Here is a 19618-nt window from a genome sequence, read left to right as displayed (position 1 = left end):
AGCCGCCAAAGCACACGCAATCGCGCGTTTGAACCAGCGCCAAAGCAGAGGCGTTATTCCCACTCAATCGTGCCGGGGGGTTTGGATGTGATGTCGTAGGTTACGCGGTTGATGCCCGCGACTTCGTTGATGATCCGCGTCGCAGTTTCACCAAGGAAATCATGACTGAACGGGTAGTAATCTGCGGTCATGCCATCCACGGACGTCACCGCGCGCAAAGCACAGGCGAAATCATAGGTACGCCCGTCGCCCATAACGCCCACGGTGCGCACAGGAAGGATCGCCACGAAAGCCTGCCAAATCTCATCATAAAGGCCGTGTTTGCGGATTTGATCGATGTAGACGGCGTCTGCTTCGCGCAGGATGTCCAGTTTTTCGCGGGTAATTTCACCGGGGCAACGGATTGCCAAACCAGGGCCAGGGAAGGGGTGGCGGCCGATGAAGGACGCAGGCAGGCCGAGTTCATGACCCAAGGCGCGCACTTCGTCTTTGAACAATTCGCGCAGCGGTTCAACCAGCTTAAGGCCCATCTTTTCGGGCAGGCCGCCAACGTTGTGGTGGCTTTTGATGGTGACGGAAGGACCACCAGAAAAGCTCACGGATTCAATAACATCAGGGTACAGCGTGCCTTGGGCAAGGAACTTTGCGCCCTCAATTTCATTGGCATATTTCTGGAACACGTCGATGAACAGCCCGCCGATAATCTTGCGTTTGGTTTCGGGATCCGACTGACCTTCGAGCTGGCCCAAGAACAGGTCTTGCTCCTGCGCATAGATCACTTTGAGGTTCATGTTATCGCGAAACATTGAAACGACATCGTCCGCTTCGTTCTTGCGCAACAATCCGTGGTCAACAAAGACGCAGGTGAGCTGATCGCCAATGGCTTCGTGCAGCAAGGCCGCCGTCACAGATGAATCGACGCCGCCTGACAGCGCACAAATCACGTGGCTGTCACCGACCTGTTCGCGGATCTTCTCAATCGCGATGTCTTTGTAGGCGTCCATAGTCCAATCGCCGATGAAACCCGCAATGCGCACGAAATTTTCGTACAGCTTCGCACCATTCGGCGTGTGGTGGACCTCTGGATGGAACTGGACGCCGTAAAAGTGGCGCGCGGTGTCGGCAAGGATCGCGTACGGCGCGTTGGGCGAGGTTCCGTAAACTTCAAAGCCCGGCGCGATTTTGGCGACGTGATCACCGTGGCTCATCCAGACTTGTTCATCGCCATCCGCGAACCAACCGCTCAGAAGATCAAGATCAGCAGCTTTCGTGACTTTGGCGCGGCCAAATTCGGCAGTCCCGCCACCGCCAGAGATTTTGCCACCATGCACTTCGCCGCCAAGCTGGGTCATCATCGTTTGCTGCCCGTAGCAAATGCCAAGCACAGGAACGCCCATGGTCCATAAGCTGTCGGGTGCGCGGGGTGATCCTTCGCGGGTGACGGAATCAGGCCCGCCTGACAAGATCACGGCTTTGGGCGCAAGGTCTGCCAGAACCGCGTCTGTGACGTTCTGATAAGGGTGGATTTCGCAATAGACGTTCAATTCACGCAGGCGGCGCGCAATTAGCTGCGTCACTTGGGAACCAAAATCAATGATGAGGAGGCGGTCGTGTGTGAGTGTATCCATGACGCGTCGTAAAACGCGCAGGGCTTAGGCGCAAGGATTCGGCGGTGAGAGGCGCGAGAGCAAACCGTCAGGGAACAGGCGCGTCGTTCCGGCCTCAAAATCAGAAAGAGGAACCCAACCTGCCAGATTGCGTGATCCGTTGTCTTCGATGAGGACGAACTGGTCATCTTTTGCAAGGCCCGGATCGATAAGTTCGACGTCAAATAAAAACACCACCTCGTGCCCGCGAATTCCGTGATGATCGTAAATGTTTTCAACCACATCAATCTGTTTGATGATGCGAGCTGTGGCGAAAATTTCTTCGCCCAGTTCGCGCAAGACCGTTTCGGCGGCCTGTTCCCCAAATTCGATTGATCCCCCCAAAGGTCGCCACCCCTTGATAGCACCGGTATCGTCGGGAATGGCGCAGGCCAGTATTTCATCGCCCAGGGGCCCTGCGCGCCGCACAATCGCGAGCGCTTTGTTTGCAATTTTGCCTATCGGGCGCCAATGAGTCGTTAGGTTTTCCATATGCGACGTCATCGCATGTCGCTTTCGCCCCGCAAAGGCCGCTTCTTTGAGACCCGCACCGCAGGGCTGCGTGTAGCGTTCGGGTCAACGGGATTCTAATGGGGTGATCACAATGTCTGAGACAGCTGAACCAACTCGCGCCGGACGTCGTGGACGCGGGGGCGGCGGCGCTGCACGGCGCGCAGAACGCACGGCGGTTAGTTTTGACACCGCCAAGACGATCACACGCAACATTCCAAATCTTGAAATGCTGTCAGAAGAGGCGCTCGATGTCATTGAGGCCAACGCCGAAACGGTGCTGGAAGAAATCGGTGTGGCGTTTGTCGACAATCCCGACGCGCTAGATCGCTGGCGCGCCGTCGGGGCTGATGTCACCGGCGAACGCGTGCGTATCCCCAAAGGTCTGGCGCGCAAGCTGTGCGCGACAGCACCGTCTACGTTTGTGCAACACGCCCGCAACCCTGAAAAATCAGTTACAATCGGCGGCAAAGACCTTGTGCTTGCCCCTGTTTATGGTCCTCCGTTCGTGCGGGATTCCGAAGGTGGGCGTCGGTATGCAACGATTGCGGATTTCGAAAAATTTGTGAAGCTCGCCTACATGTCCAAGTGGCTGCACCATTCGGGCGGAACTGTGTGCGAACCCACAGATGTGCCGGTCAATAAACGACATCTTGATATGTTGATGGCCCACATGACGCTAAGTGATAAGCCGTTTATGGGATCCGTCACAGACCCCAGCCGCGCCAAAGACAGCATCGAAATGTGCGAGATTTTGTTCGGTAAAGACTTCGTCGCTGACAACACTGTCATGACATCGCTGATCAACATCAATTCACCTTTGACCTTTGATGAAACGATGATGGGCGCGTTGGAAGTTTACGCCGCGCACAATCAGGCCGCGATTATTTCGCCATTTATCGTAGGCGGGGCGATGGCGCCGGTGTCTGTGATGGGTACGCTGACGCAGGTTCTGGCCGAGGTTATGGCCGGCGTTGCCTATTCCCAAATCATCCGCCCGGGTGCGCCTGTCATTTTCGGCACGTTCGTGACGTCTATCGATATGAACAGCGGCGCGCCGACGTTTGGCACGCCCGAAGCAGCCCATATCACCAATGGGGCGGGCCAATTGGCGCGTCGTCTGGGCTTGCCGTACCGTTCTGCCGGGTCGTTCTGCGGATCGAAACTGCCCGATGCGCAGGCGGCTTATGAAACCGCAAACAGTCTGAACATGGGGCTTTTGTCCGGCGTGAACTTCATGCTGCATTCGTGTGGTTGGCTCGAAGGTGGCTTGGTTGCCGATTTTGAAAAGTTCGTCCTAGACGCAGATCAGCTGGGCACGTTGCACCACATGGCCAAAGGCGTCGAGATTGACGAAAACGCCCAAGCGATGGACGCGATCCGCGAAGTGGGCCCCGGCGGGCATTACCTTGGCTGCGAACATACGCAAAAGAATTTCAAAACGGCCTTCTGGCGCTCAGAGGTGTTTGACTACAAACCCTTCGAGACCTGGGAAGAAGAGGGCGCGCGCGACAGCCAGACCCTTGCGGCGTCCCGCGTGACTAAATTGATCGACACCTATGTTGCCCCGCCGCTCGACCCTGAGATCAAAGCGGCGCTTGAGGCCTATGTCGCCGACAAAAAGGCCTCAATGCCTGACAGCTTCATGTGATGCGCAAACGTTAACGCCTGTTCATGCTTTTTTGCCACAGGTGTTAACGCGCGTTTGCCATGGATCGGTCCCTTGATGCCTTGGAGGCCTTAAGGATTCGGGCCTCGCACATGAGCGCGACAATCAATTCCACGTGGCGCGCGACCGAGTATTCGGCACGCTTGGATGTGCGCTGTTCATCTACAATCGTTTCAAGCTCCATCAGCTTTAAAATCGCCTTTCCCGGGCTGGGCAAATTGTCCGTTTTTAGTAAGCGGCGCAGGTGGATGAGCCTATTATAGTCTTCAATCCCGTGGCGCGCAGTGCGGACCAAAAGCGTCGGCCGCTTGAGCCGTGAAATCTGTGTCAGTACGTCTTCCATGTGGTGTCCCTCCAAATCAGTTCGCCACAATTTTGCCACAACTTATAGGGGTGTTGCGTGTGGATAACTTTCACCGTTCGGTCCGTTAATCATTGTTTATACTTTGGAAACAATTTTGGAGGCCTGTGGATAAAATTAACCAAACAGAAACATTTGCACGTAAGGGTTGTGTTCATGTTTGGCCCTGCTGGGGGCTGGATTAGGGAATGGGAAGCGAAATGACCGACAGGAAACACGCTGGGCGTGCGGTGCCGTCGTGGGTGCCGTTAGACGTCAGGAATTATGTTTTTCACACAGAAATGGGGCAGCCAATCCGCGTCCTTGCGCGGTCTCAGGCGTGTCATGCATCAACGATCATGCGGCAGGTCCGCAAGGTTGAACAACGCCGCGATGACCCATTGGTGGACCGCGCCATCAAAGCACTGGCCGAAGAGGGCAGTGCCGCGCATCCGGCAACCGAACTTGAACTGATGCAAGCGCTGCGTCGTTTGGCGATGCCTGATGCCTTGCTCGCGATTGCGCTGGGGATGGAACAGGGCGTGATCTTGCAAGACACCCCCAAAGGCGATCATGATCACGGGACCAAATTGCCATCTGAAACGGCGATGACGCTGGCCTTACGGGGGTGGATCGCGGCGGGGCAAACTGTCGGACGGGTGCTGCGCTATCGCATTACGCCTGCGGGGCGGGTCGCACTGCGCGAACTCACGGCGCAGGGCGAAAACCACGCCCGCGCCATGGCCGAGGCACCAGCAGGTTTTGAAGGCGCGCCTAAAGGCGTCGGTGTGTGGGACGACAAACACGTCATGGCACGCATGCCATCCCAAGACAGCCCCGTGGTCGGTTTATCCCGCCGCAAGGACCGCGACGGGCAGCCGTTTTTGAACCGCTCCATGGTGCGCGCCGCAGAAAGGTTGCGCGAAGATTACGAATTGGCGCAAGTCGGCCGACCAGCTGCAGGGGAGCCTCCGAAAGATTGGGAGGCGGTCCTCAGCGCTATTCAAAACCACCAGCCCGTGGATACAACAGGAAACGGGGCGGCTGTGCAGGTCGCGCAGGCGCTTGCGTTCTTGGGGCCGGGGCTGTCTGAAATTGCGCTTCGGTGTTGTTGTTTGCTTGAAGGGCTGGAAACCACCGAAAAGCACATGGGCTGGGCGGCGCGGTCTGGCAAAGTGGTGTTGCGCATCGCGTTGCAACGCCTTGTTCTGCATTATGAAGCAACGGGCGAATTGGGCCCGAAAATCGGTTAACCCAATAAGCCATGCACCCCGCGCAATTCCGAAACCCGCGACACTGACACCCTTGGACAAATCCACACTTGCCCCCTAAATAGGATGCAAGAGGAGAAGCCCATGTCACCGCGCGATCTTAAAATTCCGGCCCAGCGTCACCCTGAAAAGCAAAAACGCTCGGATAATGTGCAGCCAAAGAAACCTGACTGGATTCGCGTGAAGGCACCGACCAGCGAAGGGTATAAGGCAACGCGCAACATCATGCGCGACCACAAACTAACGACCGTGTGCGAAGAGGCCGGCTGCCCCAATGTAGGAGAATGCTGGTCCCAAGGGCACGCGACCATGATGATCATGGGCGAGGTCTGCACGCGGGCCTGTACGTTCTGCAACATCGCCACGGGCAAGCCGCCCGAGGATCTGGACGTGTTTGAACCGGGCCGCGTGGCCGATGCGGTGAAAAAACTGGGCCTGAACCACGTGGTGATCACATCCGTGGATCGTGACGACATTGAAGATGGCGGGGCCGAGCATTTCGCCCAAACGATCCGCGCCATTCGCAAACAATCACCACGCACCACGATCGAAATTTTGACGCCGGATTTCATCCGCTGCGACCCATCAGTGCTGGAAATTGTAGTTGCGGCGCGCCCTGATGTGTTCAATCACAACCTTGAAACGGTGCCCGGATTGTACCCCGAGGTTCGCCCGGGCGCGCGGTATTTCCATTCCCTGCGTTTGTTGCAGCGTGTCAAAGAACTCGACCCGACGATGTTCACCAAATCGGGCATCATGGTTGGTCTTGGCGAAGACAAACAATCCGTCACGCAAGTGATGGAAGACATGCGTGCGGCGGACATCGATTTTCTGACCATTGGCCAATATTTGCAGCCCACACCAAAGCACCACGCGGTGGACCGGTTTGTGACGCCTGATGAATTCGCCACCTATGAAAAGACGGCGTTCAACAAAGGCTTCTTGATGGTATCTGCGTCGCCGTTGACGCGGTCCAGCTATCACGCGGGCGATGATTTTGCCCGACTGCGCGCTGCACGGATAGAAAAGCTCGGGTCATAATGGCGGGCTAGGGCAGCGCGACCAGATAAGCAGCGATGGCGGCGCGATCTTCGTCGCTTAATTGTGATGTGTTATCAACGACATCGACCATTTCACCACCGACAGTATCAAAGTCGGGCGTGAACCCGCTGTCGAGGTAGATGGCAATGTCCTGCGCGCTCCAACCCAAGTCGTCGGAATGGACAGAAGGAATGGTCCCATCGCCCGAAGGATTTGCCGCACCGCGCATCCAGTCGCCCGTGTTCAAGGCCCCCAATGCATTGCGCGGCGTGTGACATTCGGCGCAATGGCCCAACGCCTCAACCAGATAGCGGCCGCGTTCCAGTTCGGGCGTTGCGACATCTGCCACGACCCAATCATCGCTGGCGAACAAGAATTTCCACCCGCCAAGCAGACGGCGGATGTTGAACGGAAAACCCACGTCATGATCGCGCGATGGCGTCGCATCGGCGGGCAGGCTGCGCAGATGGGCAATAAGATCAACCGCGTCTTGTGGGGTCATTTTGGAGTAAGTGGTGTAAGGGAAAGCGGGATAATAATGCGCGCCGTTTGGCGATACGCCTGCGATCATCGCGGAGGCAAGATCGTGATCTGACCACGCCCCGATCCCATGATCGACATCGGTTGAGATGTTGGGCGCGTAAAAAGTACCAAAATCGCTGACAAAGCTTTTCCCACCGGCAAGCGCATCGGTGCCCTCTGCACTGTGGCACGACGCGCAGCCCGCCGCGTGAAACACCATTTCCCCTGCGATTGGATCACCGATCAAGGCGGTGCCGTCTGCGCCGATCAGGGCGTCGTCGGGCAGGGGGGCGGGCGCAGTGACAAAGAACGCCACCCCCAGCCCGACCACCCCGAAACCGCTGATCCAGCGACCGTAGCCCATGGGTTAGTTGCGCTGTCGGTATTCACGGTGACAGGCGGAACAGGCCCCGCCCAAATCACCCATTGCACCCTGAAGGCTGGCCAGATCAGTGCCCGCAACGTCGGCCATGGCAGCCGCCGCATTTGTCATACCGTCCTGTTTCGCCATGAAGTCATCCATATTTTCCCAAATCGCGGGCAGCGCTTTGGTGCCCTCGGCTGTGCCTTCGATCCAATAGGTCGTTTCGTCCAAGGCGGCGACTGCTGCCAGATTGTTGGCGGCGATCTGCGCCAGTTCCGCATCATAGTCGATTTTCGCCTGCGCCATGCCGCCAAGAATGCCGATGTTGTGCGCATAAAGCTGCATATGGGCTTGTCGTGCCGTGACGGCCGGATCGACGTCATCTTGCGCAAATGCCATGGTTCCAACGGCGACTGTGGCCACACCAGCCAGTAAAATAAGGGATTTCATATGCGTTCTCCTACAGGTGTCAGACAAGTTATACGTAAACGCTAACACGGCTCCGTTGAAAGAATGTGATTAAATTACGTGCATCGGCGCACAAACGCGTGTGCTGTCAGGTGAACCTTACTTTGCCAATGAACGGCAAGTTGCGGTTGCGTTGGGCATAATCGATCCCGTAGCCGACAACAAATTCATCAGGAATTTCAAAGCCTGTGTAATCGGCCTTCATATCGACTTCGCGCCGCGCCGGTTTGTCGAGAAGGGCAATGGATTTAATCTTGGCGGGGTGTCGCGTGCCCAGCACTTCCATGACCTGGTGCAAGGTGTGGCCCGTATCGACGATGTCTTCGACGACCAGCACATCACGCCCTTCAATCTGTCCGCGGATGTCTTTGAGGATGCGCACCTCGCGCGAGGATTCCATACCGTCGCCGTAACTGGAGGCCTCCAAGAAATCGACTTCAACCGGTAGATCCAATTCGCGCACCAGATCGGCAATGAAAACAAAACTGCCGCGCAACAGGCCAACCACCACGAGTTTGTCTGTATCTTTGAATTCGGATTCGATTATTTTAGCGAGGTCTTCGATGCGCGCCGCGATCGATTTGGCCGAGATCATTACGTCGATTTCATAAGGTGCTTGCGTCATCTGGTCTCGGCCTTGTGCCAATTGCTTGAAATTTCGTCCAAACCATACGACATGGGTGGGCAATGTCACGACCGAAAGACCACCATGCCCGCCCATTCCGAAACCAAACGTCTGCCCTATGGCGCCGATCAAATGTACGATCTGGTTGCAGACGTTGCCAATTACCCCAAGTTTTTGCCGTGGACGGCGGCGGCGCGGATCAGATCAACGAAGGATCACGGGGATCATACAGAAATGCTGGCCGATCTCGTGGTCAGCTTTAAGGTGTTTCGTGAAAAATTCGGATCACGAGTTTTGCTGTGGCCCGAGGCGCGCAAGATCGACACGGCCTATATCGACGGGCCGTTCAAATATCTGGAATCAACGTGGACGTTTGCGGATACCGAAGATGGGTGCGATGTGCATTTCGAAGTTGATTTCGAATTTCGCAACAAGCTGCTTCAAGGCGCGGCTGGTATGTTTTTCAACCAAGCGATGCAGCAGATTGTGCGCGCCTTTGAACGCCGCGCCGCAGAGCTTTACGGATGACCATCGCTGCGCATCTGGCTGAGTTCGCGTGCGGCCCCGCGCCGCGCGATGCAGATGCTTTGGCGATTATGCGACTGTCGCTTTATGATTGGATGGCCTGCGGGATCGCTGGAATAGACGAGCCCGTTTCACAAATCATGCGCGCGCAGGTCGGTGCTGGGTCAGAACCGGTATTTGGGGGCAACGCACCCAGCGCGGCCATGGCGGCGTGGATCAATGGCGCGACAAGCCATGCCTTGGATTACGACGACACGCATTTTGCGCACATCGGGCATCCGTCTGTGGCCGTGTTTCCGGCAGCGGTGGCGCTGCCCGCCAACGGACAAACAATGATTGAGGCCGCGCAGATTGGTTCCGAAGTGTCTGTGCGCGTGGGGCTGTGGCTTGGCCGTGGTCATTACGAAGTTGGTTTTCATCAAACAGCCACGGCTGGTGCTTTCGGGGCTACGGCGGCGGCGGGACGGCTGTTGGGATTGGACGCGGGCCAAATGCAGGCGGCCTTTGGCATCGCGTCAACGCAGGCCGCTGGGTTAAAGTCGCAGTTCGGGACGATGGGTAAACCCTATCATGCAGGTCTGGCGGCGCGCACGGGCGTTGAAGCGGCACAACTGGCCTTGGCTGGGTTTGACACGCGCGGCGCAGGTTTGGATGGGCCGCAAGGGTTTGGCGCAACACATCACGGGGCAGGGGATTTAACGGCATTCGACGGCATGGGCCAGCACTGGTACATGACGCAAGTAAGCCATAAATTTCATGCCTGCTGCCACGGGTTGCACGCAATGCTTGAGGCCGTGGGCCAATACGACGGGCCGATGCCTGACGCCGTAACGATCCAAACCCATCCCCGATGGCTTAACGTGTGCAATATCGCGGTGCCGCAGACGGGGCTGGAAATGAAGTTCAGTTATGCGCACACTGCGGCACTTGTGTTGCACGGGCGGGATACCGCAGCGCTTGGCGTTTATTCGGATGCCAACGCGCACGATGCTGATCTTGTGGCCTTGGCGCAAAAGGTACGCGTTGTTGGCAATGACACATTGTCCGAAACTGAAGCTATTGTGGACATTTCATCACCCGCTGGCACGACAACGCTGCACCACGATCTAACTGCGTCGTTGCCATTTGAGGACCGGAGCCAAAAGCTGCGCCGCAAAGGCCGCGCGTTGATTGGGCAGGATGAACAGCTTTTATGGGATGCCACGCACACAAAAAGGGCGCCCAACATGGACGCCCTTCTGGATTTGATGCAGCGCTAGATCAGCTGGACATATCGTAGGCGCGTTCGCCGTGGGACGTCAGATCAAGGCCGGTGTATTCGTCTTCTTCGCCAACGCGGATCGGGAAGATTGCCTTCACAACCAGTACGATTGCGGTTGTGATGACGATGGTCCAAATCCCAACAACGACCAGACCGCCCAATTGTGCTGTCCAGCTTGCATGGCCAAAGACGGCCAGCATCACGATGCCGAACATACCGCCGACGCCGTGCACAGCGAAAACATCCAGCGTGTCATCGATGTTGAGCTTGTTTTTGATGAACCCGCAAAGCTCTTGGCACATGATACCTGCAACACCGCCGATGATCAGCGCCTCAATCGGGCCCACAGACCCGGACGCTGGTGTGATAGACGCAAGACCTGCGATTGTACCTGTCACCAGACCAACAAGGGATGATTTGCCGTAGCGGATGCGTTCCCACAAAATCCACGTGAGCGACGCTGTTGCCGCAGACAGATGCGTCACTGTGATCGCCATGGCAGCCGATCCATTGGCCGCCAGTTCTGACCCGCCGTTAAAGCCGAACCAACCAACCCAAAGCATCGCAGCGCCGATCATAACCATTCCAGGGTTATGGGGTGGCTTGCCCTTATCGCGGCGCGGGCCAAGGAAGAAGGCAACAATCAGCGCAGCAATACCTGCCGTCTGGTGCACGACAATACCACCCGCAAAGTCATTCACGCCGTCCGCAAACAAAGACCATTCAGCCCCCGCCAATAGCCCCCCGCCCCAGACCCAGTGCGCCACAGGGGCGTAACAAATCAGCATCCAAAGACCCGAGAACGTCATAACAAAGGCAAACCCGATGCGTTCAACATAGGCACCCACGATCAGGGCCGGTGTGATGATCGCAAAGGTCATCTGGAACGCAAAGAACAGAACCTCGGGGATGTTGCCCGACATTGTGTCCTCGGTGACGCCATTGAGGAACATCTTATCAAGGCCGCCCCAATAGGCATTCCCGTCGCCAAACGCGATGGAATAGCCAAATGCGAGCCACAAGATCGACATCAGGCAAGCTATGCCGAAACACTGCATGAAAACCGACAGCACGTTGCGTGCGCGCACAAGACCGCCGTAAAACAGCGCCAATCCGGGCAATGTCATAAACAGCACAAGCGCTGTTGCGACGATAATCCAAGCGGTGTCCGCTCCATTCATGGGGAAATTCCTTCTGACATTTTGTTGCGGCGGTCAGACAGGAATTGATGTGCTGCTAAAAGGGGCGGTTATGCAAAATTGCGCGTAATGCTTAGGCGTTTTCTAAAATGCCCGATTTTTAGGCTATCCAGCGGCATTGCGACTAAGTTTTGTGCGAATATGAAACGATTGCGCTCATCACCAGTGACAGCGCGTGGTCAACGCTGTGCCGACGTACCGTGTCGCGCCCAAGGGCCCCAAATTCCGATGTCTCGGCGCGCGCACCAAATGCATCGGCCAGTCCAAAACACACCCGTCCTTCGGGTTTATGGTCTGATCCGCCGGGCCCCGCGATGCCGGTAATCGACACGGCGATATCGGCACCCGAGGCTGCGCGCGCACCGAGTGCCATTTCACGTGCAGTTTCTTCGCTTACCGCGCCGTGAGCGTCCAATGTGGCTTGCGACACGGCCAGCAGGTTGACCTTGGCCGCATTGGAATAAGTGATGAACCCATATTCGAACATGGCCGAACTTCCCGCAACGTCCGTGAACGCCGCCCCCACGAGCCCGCCTGTGCAGCTTTCGGCGGTTGAGACGATCACCCCCTTAGCAATGGCGGCTTTCACGATATCTGCGGCGTTTCCCACGATCAGATCCCGTGCCAGACCGCCGCAAGGCCGATGACGCAAATGGCAGCCATCACACCCGCGATCACATCGTCAAGCATGACGCCGGTCGCGTTGTCTTTGCGATCAGCCCAACCAACAGGACCGGGTTTGGTGATGTCAAACAGACGAAACAGCACAAACGCGGCGATCCAGCCGGGCCAAAGCGCGACTATACTGACGCCAGCGTGTGCCGCGCCGATAATGACGGGCGCCAGTGCAATCCATTGGCCGACGACCTCGTCTATGACGATCTCGGACGGATCATGATCGTCGCCGCCTTCAGTCATCCATTTGGTCGCGTAATAGCCCTTTATATAAGCCGCGGGGATCGCAAGCAGGAACAACCACATGCCGCCGATCATATAGATCAGCCAAGCAAGGGGCAGGGCGGCCAATGACCCCCACGTGCCCGGCGCGGGTTTCATGTAGCCCACATAAAAGACCGTTGCGGTGATTTTGGCCCACTGATCCTTCATGACTTCACCAAAGTTACAGTTGCCATCGCTGCAATCCCTTCGCCGCGCCCCGTAAAACCAAGCCGTTCAGAGGTCGTTGCCTTGACGCTGATGCGATCCACGTCAAGGCCCATGATGTTCGCCATTCTGTCCCGCATCGCCTGCGCCACGGGTCCAATTTTGGGGAATTCGCAGATGAGGGTACAATCCATATGGGTGATGTCAAACCCCATGTCGCGGGCCAGCCCGCATGCATGTTCAAGGAAAATAACGCTGTCCGCGCCCTTCCATTGCGGATCACTGGGCGGAAAATGCTGGCCGATATCACCACGACACAATGCACCGTAGATCGCATCTGTCACCGTGTGCATCCCCACGTCCGCATCCGAATGCCCCTGAAGGCCGCGATTGTGCGGGATTTTGACGCCGCACAGGATCACATGATCGCCCTCGCCAAAGCGGTGCACGTCAAACCCGTTGCCGGTTCTAATATCCATTGATGTCTCCAAAAGGGCTGCGGCCCGTGCAAAATCGTCAGGCGTGGTGATTTTCAGGTTCCGTGTATCGCCCTGAACGATTGCCACGGACAATCCGGCAGCGCGTGCAACGGCCACATCATCCGCCGCACCTGCGCCGTGGATGACATGCGCGTCACGCAAGGGGGCCGTGTGAAACCCTTGCGGTGTTTGTGCGCGGTAGAGGCCTGTGCGGTCCTGCACGCCCGTCACCGCACCATCTTTACCAGTCCAAAGCGCATCAGTCACGGCAAGGGCGGGGGCTGCAGCGGGATGATCCTCAAGCGCGTCCATAACGCGATCAAGTACGTTTGCGGGGCAACAACACCGCGCCGCGTCATGGATCAAAACACGTTCAGCCGTGGTCTGCGCCAAGCCGTTCATCACTGAGGCTGATCGTTCGGCCCCACCAATCACCACCGCAGCGCGATCCTGAAGGCCAAGATCGTGGGCTCGCTGGATATCCGCCTGCGCCACAACAAGGATAATTTCATCGATGCGGTCATGCGCCTCAAACAGATCAAGGGTGTGTTCCACAACAGTTTGACCCGCAATCAGTTGCCATTGTTTGGGCGCATCGCCACCTGCGCGGGTGCCACGGCCAGCGGCGACAATGATGGCTGCAGTTGTCATTGTGGTTTGGTTCCAGTTTCAGAGGCCTGTTTGGCCATATTGTATCCAGTGCCGCCCCATGGGGAAAGGCAAAGCGACCGAGCGCCCAAAAATTAAGCATGTCATGTTTTCTGCCCGTTAATTCACCGCGCTTTCATTGTGGCGGCCCGACAGAGCCACTAGTTTCTGCCTATGAGCCACGAGATTCCATTGCCTGATCCCAACAGCCCTGTCGCGCTTGCGCCGCTCGCTGGGATCACGGATCTACCGTTTCGCCAACTGGTGGCGTCCTTTGGTGCGGGCTGGGTGGTGTCAGAAATGGTCGCCAGTCAGGAAATGGTGCAGGCCAAGCCCGGCGTGCGCGAGAAAGCAGAGCTTGGGTTTGATCAGGGTCAGACTGCGGTGCAACTGGCGGGACGCGAGGCGCATTGGATGGCCGAGGCCGCCCGCGTGGTCGAAGCAAACGGCGCCGCGATGATCGACATCAATATGGGGTGTCCGGCAAAAAAGGTGACACAGGGCTATTCCGGGTCCGCATTGATGCGCGATCTGGATCATGCCCTTACGTTGATCGAGGCTGTGGTTGGCGCGGTTGATATTCCCGTAACGCTCAAGACTCGCCTTGGATGGGACGACGCGCTGTTGAATGCGCCCGAGCTGGCACAGCGCGCTGAGGCCGCAGGCATCAAACGTATTGTGATCCACGGGCGGACACGCTGCCAGTTTTACAAAGGACACGCAGATTGGGCAGCCATTGCTGCGGTGAAAGACGCAGTGCGTATTCCCGTGATCGCAAATGGGGATATTATTGACACGCAGAGCGCGCAAACGGCACTGCGCGCATCCGGCGCGAACGGTGTGATGATCGGGCGCGGGGCGCAAGGACGACCATGGATTTTGCGCGACGTCGCTGCGGGTTTGACGGGAAAGACGGCCGCGCCAGCGCCAGCAGGACGCGCGTTCATCGATATGGTGTCCACACATTACGATGCGATGCTGTCGTTTTACGGCGCTGAACTCGGCAGTAAAACCGCGCGCAAACATCTTGGTTGGTACATGGATCAGGCCGCCCCCGAACCTACGCTGCGCCGCGCAGTGCTGACGCAACGCGACCCCGAACAGGTGTTCAAACTGCTGCCGGATGCCTTGGCACAGCGGTGCGCTGCATGAATGCACTTTGGAATTCCTTGCCTGTCCCAGCGTTGTTGCTGAACGCGGATGACACAATTTCCGAAAGCAATTCCGCCGCTGAGGCCTTTTTGAACCTATCGGCCAAAGCGCTCAAGAATGCGACGGTTTGGGAAAAGGTCATGATCGATGCCCCGATGGAGGACGCCTACAAACGCGCCGCCGCCAATCGCACATCCTTGTTTGTGAACGACGTTGATGTGGGCAGCGGGGAACGGCCGCCAATGCAATGCAACATCCAGTTCGCACCGCTGCGCGATGATGATGATGACAAAATGCTGATGATTTTTGAGCCGCGCGAAATGGCGTCGCGGCTGACCAAATCGTCGCAATCCATTCGCGCTGCCAAATCCGCGATCGGCATGGCTGAAATGCTGGCCCATGAAATCAAAAACCCGCTGGCGGGAATCACGGGGGCTGCGCAATTGCTGTCGATGACGCTGTCGAACGGGGATCGAGAGCTGACCGATATGATCGTGGACGAAAGCCGCCGCATCGTCGCGCTTTTGGATCAGGTCGAACAGTTCGGCAATCTGCAACCGCCCAACCGCAAACCTGTGAACATTCACGACGTTCTGGATCGCGCGCGCCAATCGGCGTCCGTCGGGTTTGGCGCTCATATGATGTTTATCGAAGATTATGATCCGTCATTGCCGCCCACGTTCGCGGACGCAGACCAGTTGTTGCAGGTGTTTCTGAACTTGCTGAAAAATGCGTCCGAGGCAGGTGGGGCAGGCGGGTCGATCCGACTGCACACTTTCTATGAGCCGTCCTTGCGCATGCAACGCGCGGATGGATCCGCGGCGCGTTTACCCCTGCAAATCGAAATTATCGACGACGGCCCCGGCCTTCCGCCGGAAATCGCAGCAGATGTGTTTGAGCCGTTTATCTCAGGGCGGGAAAACGGCACCGGGTTGGGCCTTGCGCTCGTTAGTAAACTGATTGCGGACGTGGATGGCTGGATTTCTGTGGAATCCATCCCCGGACGCACCGTATTTCGCGTGTCCCTGCCCACGGTCCCAAAAGACAAAAACGGAGAAAACTAAATGGATGGAACTGTTCTTGTCGCTGATGACGATCGCACAATTCGCACGGTGCTGACGCAGGCGCTGACCCGCGCCGGCTGTAAGGTGCACGCGACATCATCTTTGGTCACGCTGATGCGCTGGGTCGAAGAGGGGAAGGGCGATCTGGTGATTTCCGACGTGGTTATGCCGGACGGAAACGGGCTTGAGCAGCTGCCGAAAATCGCAGAGGCGCGGCCCGGTTTGCCGGTGATCGTAATTTCCGCACAAAACACCATCATGACGGCGATCCAAGCGGCCGAGGCTGACGCCTATGATTATCTGCCCAAACCGTTCGACTTGCCTGATCTCATGAAGCGCGCCGCGCGGGCGTTGGATGTAAAACGTCGCGCACCAGCCCCCCGCGACGGGGCAACGGAAACCGATGACCTACCGCTCGTTGGGCGAACCCCTGCGATGCAGGCGCTGTACCGTCTGGTTGCACGGGTGATGAACACGCCCATGTCGGTCTTGGTGACGGGTGAAAGCGGCACAGGCAAAAGCCTGATTGCGCGTGCTATCCATGACTTTTCAGATCGACGGTCCTTGCCTTTCGTTGTTGCCGCCGCCTCCGATCTTGATGGAATGGAAGGGCCGTCGACATTGCTGGCCCGCGCGAAAGGCGGATCGCTGGTGTTTGATGAAGTGGGTGATCTTCCGATGGAAACCCAAGGCCGGATCGTTCGGATGCTCGACGCTTTGGGCGAAACGGCACCGCGGGTTATGGCGACGTCGCGGTCTGATTTGTTGGACGCGCTTGAAGACGGATCCGTGCGCGAAGATCTCTATTATCGCCTCGCGGGGGTGACCATTACGGTGCCGCCGCTGCGTGATCGCGTTGATGATATTCCGCTGTTGGCTGAACACTTTTTGGCCCGCGCAGAACGGGACGGGGCCGCGCCGCGCCGTTTGGGCAGCAGTGCCGTGGACATCGTGCGCGCCTATACGTGGCCCGGCAACGTGCGCCAGTTGGAAAACGTCGTGCGCCGCCTGGTCGTCACATCAACCAACGAAGAAATCCATCGCCCCGAAGTCGAACAGGTCTTGGGATCGCAACCCGCTGTTGAACCTTTGCAGACCGGCAATTCTGACAAACTGTCCGGATCGGTCGCCCAGCACCTGAAACGCTACTTTGATTTGCATGGTGGGATGTTGCCGCCGCCGGGTCTGTATCAGCGTATCCTGCGCGAGGTTGAGGCCCCTTTGATCGAAATTGCCCTTGATGCGACATCCGGTAATCAAGCTAAATGTGCCGAGCTTCTTGGCATCAACCGCAATACCTTGAGAAAAAAGATCACAGATCTTGATATCCACGTGACACGCCGCCGCAAAATGATGTAAAAGGGCAACATAACCGTGACCCTCTGAGCGCAGTCGTCGATTGGGGCAGGATCACATCAACAGGCGGTGGGCACTATGTGGTTTAACGACAACATATAAGCCCTTGGTAAGTGGGGCATTTCGCGTGCAGCGATCCCTTTTGGGTACGAATATGCTGGCGTTTTCGCGCTGGCGACGCAGCCGCCGCGTGCAAAACGCGTCGACCGTGATCCTTGTTCTGCTTGCTCCGGTCCTCGTTATTTTGACGATCACAGCCCTACGCCCGCTTGATCAGACAGATCGCACGGCGGTGCTACGCCTCATCCTGCTGGCCGATATCACTTATATTTTGATGATTGCCGTTCTCGTGTCGTCGCGGGTTGTCAGCATGATTGCCGCGCGGCGTGCAAAATCGGCTGGATCGCGATTGCACCTGCGACTAACCGGGGTTTTCGGCCTCTTGGCGCTTATTCCGACAGTTGCAGTCGCTATCTTTGCGGTCATCACGATCAACATCGGTCTTGAGGGCTGGTTTTCGGACCGTGTCCGCGATGTTCTGGGCAATTCCTTGTCCGCCGCACAGGCCTATGAAGAGGAACACCGCCAAGAAGTATCGCGCGACGGACGCGCCCTTGCGGGGTTCCTCAACACGGAACGATTGCAGACATTTTTCATGGAACGCGGCGAGGTGCGTCAGGCACTGGCCGCGATACAGCCCCAAATCGAACGCAGCCTAACCGAAGTGTTCGTGCTGGACGGCGCGGGCGAAATTTGGGCGCGAGGGGAGCGGTCCTACGAGTTTTATTTCGAACAGCCCAGCACCGAACAACTGACGCAAGCACGTATGTCCGGCATCGTGATTATCGAAGACTGGACCAACAACGAATTTCGCGCGCTTATCCCGCTTGAGGCGTTCAGCGACAAATATCTGTATGTCACGCGCGCAGTGGATGGCAGTATCCTTGCGCTGCTGGACGAAACGCAGGCCACCGTTGAACTTTATGGCCAACTTGAAAATGACCGAGGTCGCATCCTGTTTGATTTCGGCCTGTTTTACCTTGGCTTTGCGATCATCCTGATCCTGGCATCTGTCTGGGTGGGTTTGTGGTTTGCGGAACGTCTGTCGCGCCCGGTGGGGCGGCTTGTCGGTGCTTCCCAGCGGGTCGGTGCTGGCGATTTGAACGTGCGCGTCCGTGAAGAAGAAGGCGAAGATGAAATCGCCCAACTCGGCCGCTACTTCAACCAAATGACCGCGCAGTTGCGCGACCAACGCGAAGAACTTCTCGATAATACTCGCCAGATTGAACGGCGGCGTCGTTTGTTTGATTCCGTGTTGTCGTCTGTTCCCTCCGGCGTCGTGGGGCTGGATGATGAAGGGCGGGTGACATTTGTGAACCGCTCTGCCAACCGTCTGCTTGAGGTGGACGGTGGCAAAGACACGGCGTTGTCCGTGGCCGTACCCGAATTCGCGACACTGTTTGAAGACATCACACAGGGCGGCAAATCTGTGGTGCAGGGACAAGTGAACCTTGTACGTGGTGGACAACAAGAGAGCCTGCTTGTGCGCATGTCACACCGCCTGCGCGACGATGAAACCCTTGAGGGGTATGTCGTTGCCTTCGAAGACGTGACCGATCTGGTGTCTGCGCAGCGTATGGCAGCCTGGGGCGACGTCGCGCGTCGTATCGCGCATGAAATCAAAAACCCGCTGACGCCCATCCAGCTTTCGGCGGAACGGATCAAACGCAAGTTTTCGCGTGAGGTCGATGTTCCATCAGACCTTGAACAACTGACGGACGTAATTGTGCGCCAAACCAATGACTTACGGCGCATTGTTGATGAATTTTCCAAATTCGCACGCATGCCGGAACCGGATCGACGCACCAATGATCTAACGGCCATTCTGCGGGATGCGGTCACATTGCAAAAGGCGGGCCAGCCCGACGTCGCGTTTGATTTGACGATGCCGGATACCACCATTCTTGCAGATCTTGACGATACAATGATGACGCAGGCCCTGACGAACCTGATTAAGAACGCAGGCGAAGCCATTGAAAGCCTGCAGGAAAAAGAACCAGGCCTGAACATTCAACCGAAAGTCCATATCGAAATGGACCTGCGCGACGGGGACGCACAAATCACCATTGCAGACAACGGGATCGGGCTGCCGGAAGACCGCGCAAAACTGTTCGAACCCTACGTGACCACCCGCGAAAAAGGCACCGGCCTTGGCCTGCCAATCGTGAAGAAAATTATTGATGAACATGGGGGGACGCTGACGCTGACGGACGCGCCCGCCTTTGATGACAGCGGGCGTATTGGCGCTATGGCTGTGGTCACTCTTCCCATCCAAGCGGCCGACGCGCCGCGCATAAAAGAAACGGCATGAGGT

19 protein-coding genes are annotated in these 19618 nt (G+C 57.2%); 9 read left to right on the top strand and 10 right to left on the bottom strand.

The window, feature by feature from the left end; genetic code table 11:
* Positions 1-53: 53 nt before the first annotated feature.
* Positions 54-1628, bottom strand: coding sequence for a glutamine-hydrolyzing GMP synthase (gene guaA / locus L0664_RS06605; protein WP_235224825.1), 1575 nt, complete (start codon positions 1626-1628; stop codon positions 54-56).
* 24 nt (positions 1629-1652) lie between these two features.
* Entirely contained in the window at positions 1653-2138 is a 486-nt protein-coding gene (locus L0664_RS06600) for an NUDIX hydrolase (protein WP_235224824.1), read from the bottom strand.
* A 112-nt stretch (positions 2139-2250) separates the two neighbouring features.
* On the opposite strand from L0664_RS06600, the gene L0664_RS06595 reads away from it, so the two are divergent.
* Positions 2251-3807 (top strand): trimethylamine methyltransferase family protein, encoded by a 1557-nt coding sequence (locus L0664_RS06595; protein ID WP_235224823.1) that lies wholly within the window; start codon positions 2251-2253, stop codon positions 3805-3807.
* Positions 3808-3850: 43 nt separating this feature from the next.
* On the opposite strand, the gene L0664_RS06590 is transcribed toward L0664_RS06595, so the two are convergent.
* Entirely contained in the window at positions 3851-4168 is a 318-nt protein-coding gene (locus tag L0664_RS06590) for a DUF6477 family protein (RefSeq protein WP_235224822.1), read from the bottom strand.
* A gap of 356 nt (positions 4169-4524) precedes the next feature.
* Between L0664_RS06590 and L0664_RS06585 the strand changes: the two genes are divergently transcribed.
* Positions 4525-5418, top strand: coding sequence for a DUF6456 domain-containing protein (locus L0664_RS06585; protein WP_336247096.1), 894 nt, complete (start codon positions 4525-4527; stop codon positions 5416-5418).
* Positions 5419-5520: 102 nt separating this feature from the next.
* Positions 5521-6477: a lipoyl synthase gene (gene lipA, locus L0664_RS06580; RefSeq protein ID WP_235224820.1), complete on the top strand. Its 957-nt coding sequence runs from the start codon at positions 5521-5523 to the stop codon at positions 6475-6477.
* 7 nt (positions 6478-6484) lie between these two features.
* Here the strand turns inward: lipA and L0664_RS06575 are convergent, their stop codons facing one another.
* The 3 genes from L0664_RS06575 to hpt all read right to left on the bottom strand — a co-directional run bounded on the left by L0664_RS06575 (position 6485) and on the right by hpt (position 8456).
* Positions 6485-7363 carry a c-type cytochrome gene (locus L0664_RS06575; protein ID WP_235224819.1) on the bottom strand — a complete coding sequence of 293 codons (879 nt, stop codon included), beginning with the start codon at positions 7361-7363 and terminating at the stop codon, positions 6485-6487.
* Between the two features lie 3 nt (positions 7364-7366).
* Positions 7367-7813, bottom strand: a complete 447-nt coding sequence (locus L0664_RS06570) for a c-type cytochrome (protein ID WP_235224818.1) — start codon at positions 7811-7813, stop codon at positions 7367-7369.
* A 106-nt stretch (positions 7814-7919) separates the two neighbouring features.
* Entirely contained in the window at positions 7920-8456 is a 537-nt protein-coding gene (gene hpt, locus L0664_RS06565; protein WP_235224817.1) for a hypoxanthine phosphoribosyltransferase, read from the bottom strand.
* A gap of 84 nt (positions 8457-8540) precedes the next feature.
* Here hpt and L0664_RS06560 point away from each other — a divergent pair, with 84 nt between their 5' ends.
* A complete protein-coding gene (locus L0664_RS06560) occupies positions 8541-8984 on the top strand; it encodes a type II toxin-antitoxin system RatA family toxin (RefSeq protein WP_235224909.1) in 444 nt (147 codons plus the stop codon).
* The gene (locus tag L0664_RS06555; RefSeq protein WP_235224816.1) at positions 8981-10240 is read left to right on the top strand and encodes an MmgE/PrpD family protein; all 1260 of its coding nucleotides are present in this window, start codon (positions 8981-8983) and stop codon (positions 10238-10240) included. The genes L0664_RS06560 and L0664_RS06555 overlap by 4 nt, the downstream gene beginning before the upstream one ends.
* Position 10241: 1 nt before the next feature.
* Here the strand turns inward: L0664_RS06555 and L0664_RS06550 are convergent, their stop codons facing one another.
* The 4 genes from L0664_RS06550 to L0664_RS06535 all read right to left on the bottom strand — a co-directional run bounded on the left by L0664_RS06550 (position 10242) and on the right by L0664_RS06535 (position 13675).
* Positions 10242-11423: an ammonium transporter gene (locus tag L0664_RS06550; RefSeq protein ID WP_235224815.1), complete on the bottom strand. Its 1182-nt coding sequence runs from the start codon at positions 11421-11423 to the stop codon at positions 10242-10244.
* A 142-nt stretch (positions 11424-11565) separates the two neighbouring features.
* Positions 11566-12051, bottom strand: coding sequence for a CinA family protein (locus tag L0664_RS06545; RefSeq protein WP_235224814.1), 486 nt, complete (start codon positions 12049-12051; stop codon positions 11566-11568).
* Positions 12052-12053: 2 nt separating this feature from the next.
* On the bottom strand, positions 12054-12548 hold the full coding sequence (locus L0664_RS06540; RefSeq protein ID WP_235224813.1) for a phosphatidylglycerophosphatase A family protein: 495 nt from the start codon (positions 12546-12548) through the stop codon (positions 12054-12056).
* Positions 12545-13675, bottom strand: coding sequence for a bifunctional 2-C-methyl-D-erythritol 4-phosphate cytidylyltransferase/2-C-methyl-D-erythritol 2,4-cyclodiphosphate synthase (locus L0664_RS06535; RefSeq protein WP_235224812.1), 1131 nt, complete (start codon positions 13673-13675; stop codon positions 12545-12547). The genes L0664_RS06540 and L0664_RS06535 overlap by 4 nt, the downstream gene beginning before the upstream one ends.
* A 171-nt stretch (positions 13676-13846) precedes the next feature.
* Here L0664_RS06535 and dusB point away from each other — a divergent pair, with 171 nt between their 5' ends.
* The 4 genes from dusB to L0664_RS06515 all read left to right on the top strand — a co-directional run bounded on the left by dusB (position 13847) and on the right by L0664_RS06515 (position 19615).
* The gene (gene dusB / locus L0664_RS06530; protein WP_235224811.1) at positions 13847-14824 is read left to right on the top strand and encodes a tRNA dihydrouridine synthase DusB; all 978 of its coding nucleotides are present in this window, start codon (positions 13847-13849) and stop codon (positions 14822-14824) included.
* Entirely contained in the window at positions 14821-15888 is a 1068-nt protein-coding gene (locus tag L0664_RS06525; RefSeq protein WP_235224810.1) for a two-component system sensor histidine kinase NtrB, read from the top strand. Before dusB ends, L0664_RS06525 begins: the two co-directional genes overlap by 4 nt.
* The gene (locus tag L0664_RS06520; RefSeq protein WP_235224809.1) at positions 15889-17247 is read left to right on the top strand and encodes a response regulator; all 1359 of its coding nucleotides are present in this window, start codon (positions 15889-15891) and stop codon (positions 17245-17247) included.
* A gap of 151 nt (positions 17248-17398) precedes the next feature.
* Entirely contained in the window at positions 17399-19615 is a 2217-nt protein-coding gene (locus L0664_RS06515) for a sensor histidine kinase NtrY-like (RefSeq protein ID WP_235224908.1), read from the top strand.
* The last annotated feature ends 3 nt before the right edge of the window (positions 19616-19618 follow it).

Source organism: Octadecabacter dasysiphoniae (assembly GCF_021532615.1).
In the GTDB taxonomy this organism is placed as follows: domain Bacteria; phylum Pseudomonadota; class Alphaproteobacteria; order Rhodobacterales; family Rhodobacteraceae; genus Octadecabacter; species Octadecabacter dasysiphoniae.
The sequence above is the reverse complement of the archived record's forward strand: the minus strand, read 5'-3'. Positions and strand labels throughout refer to the sequence as shown.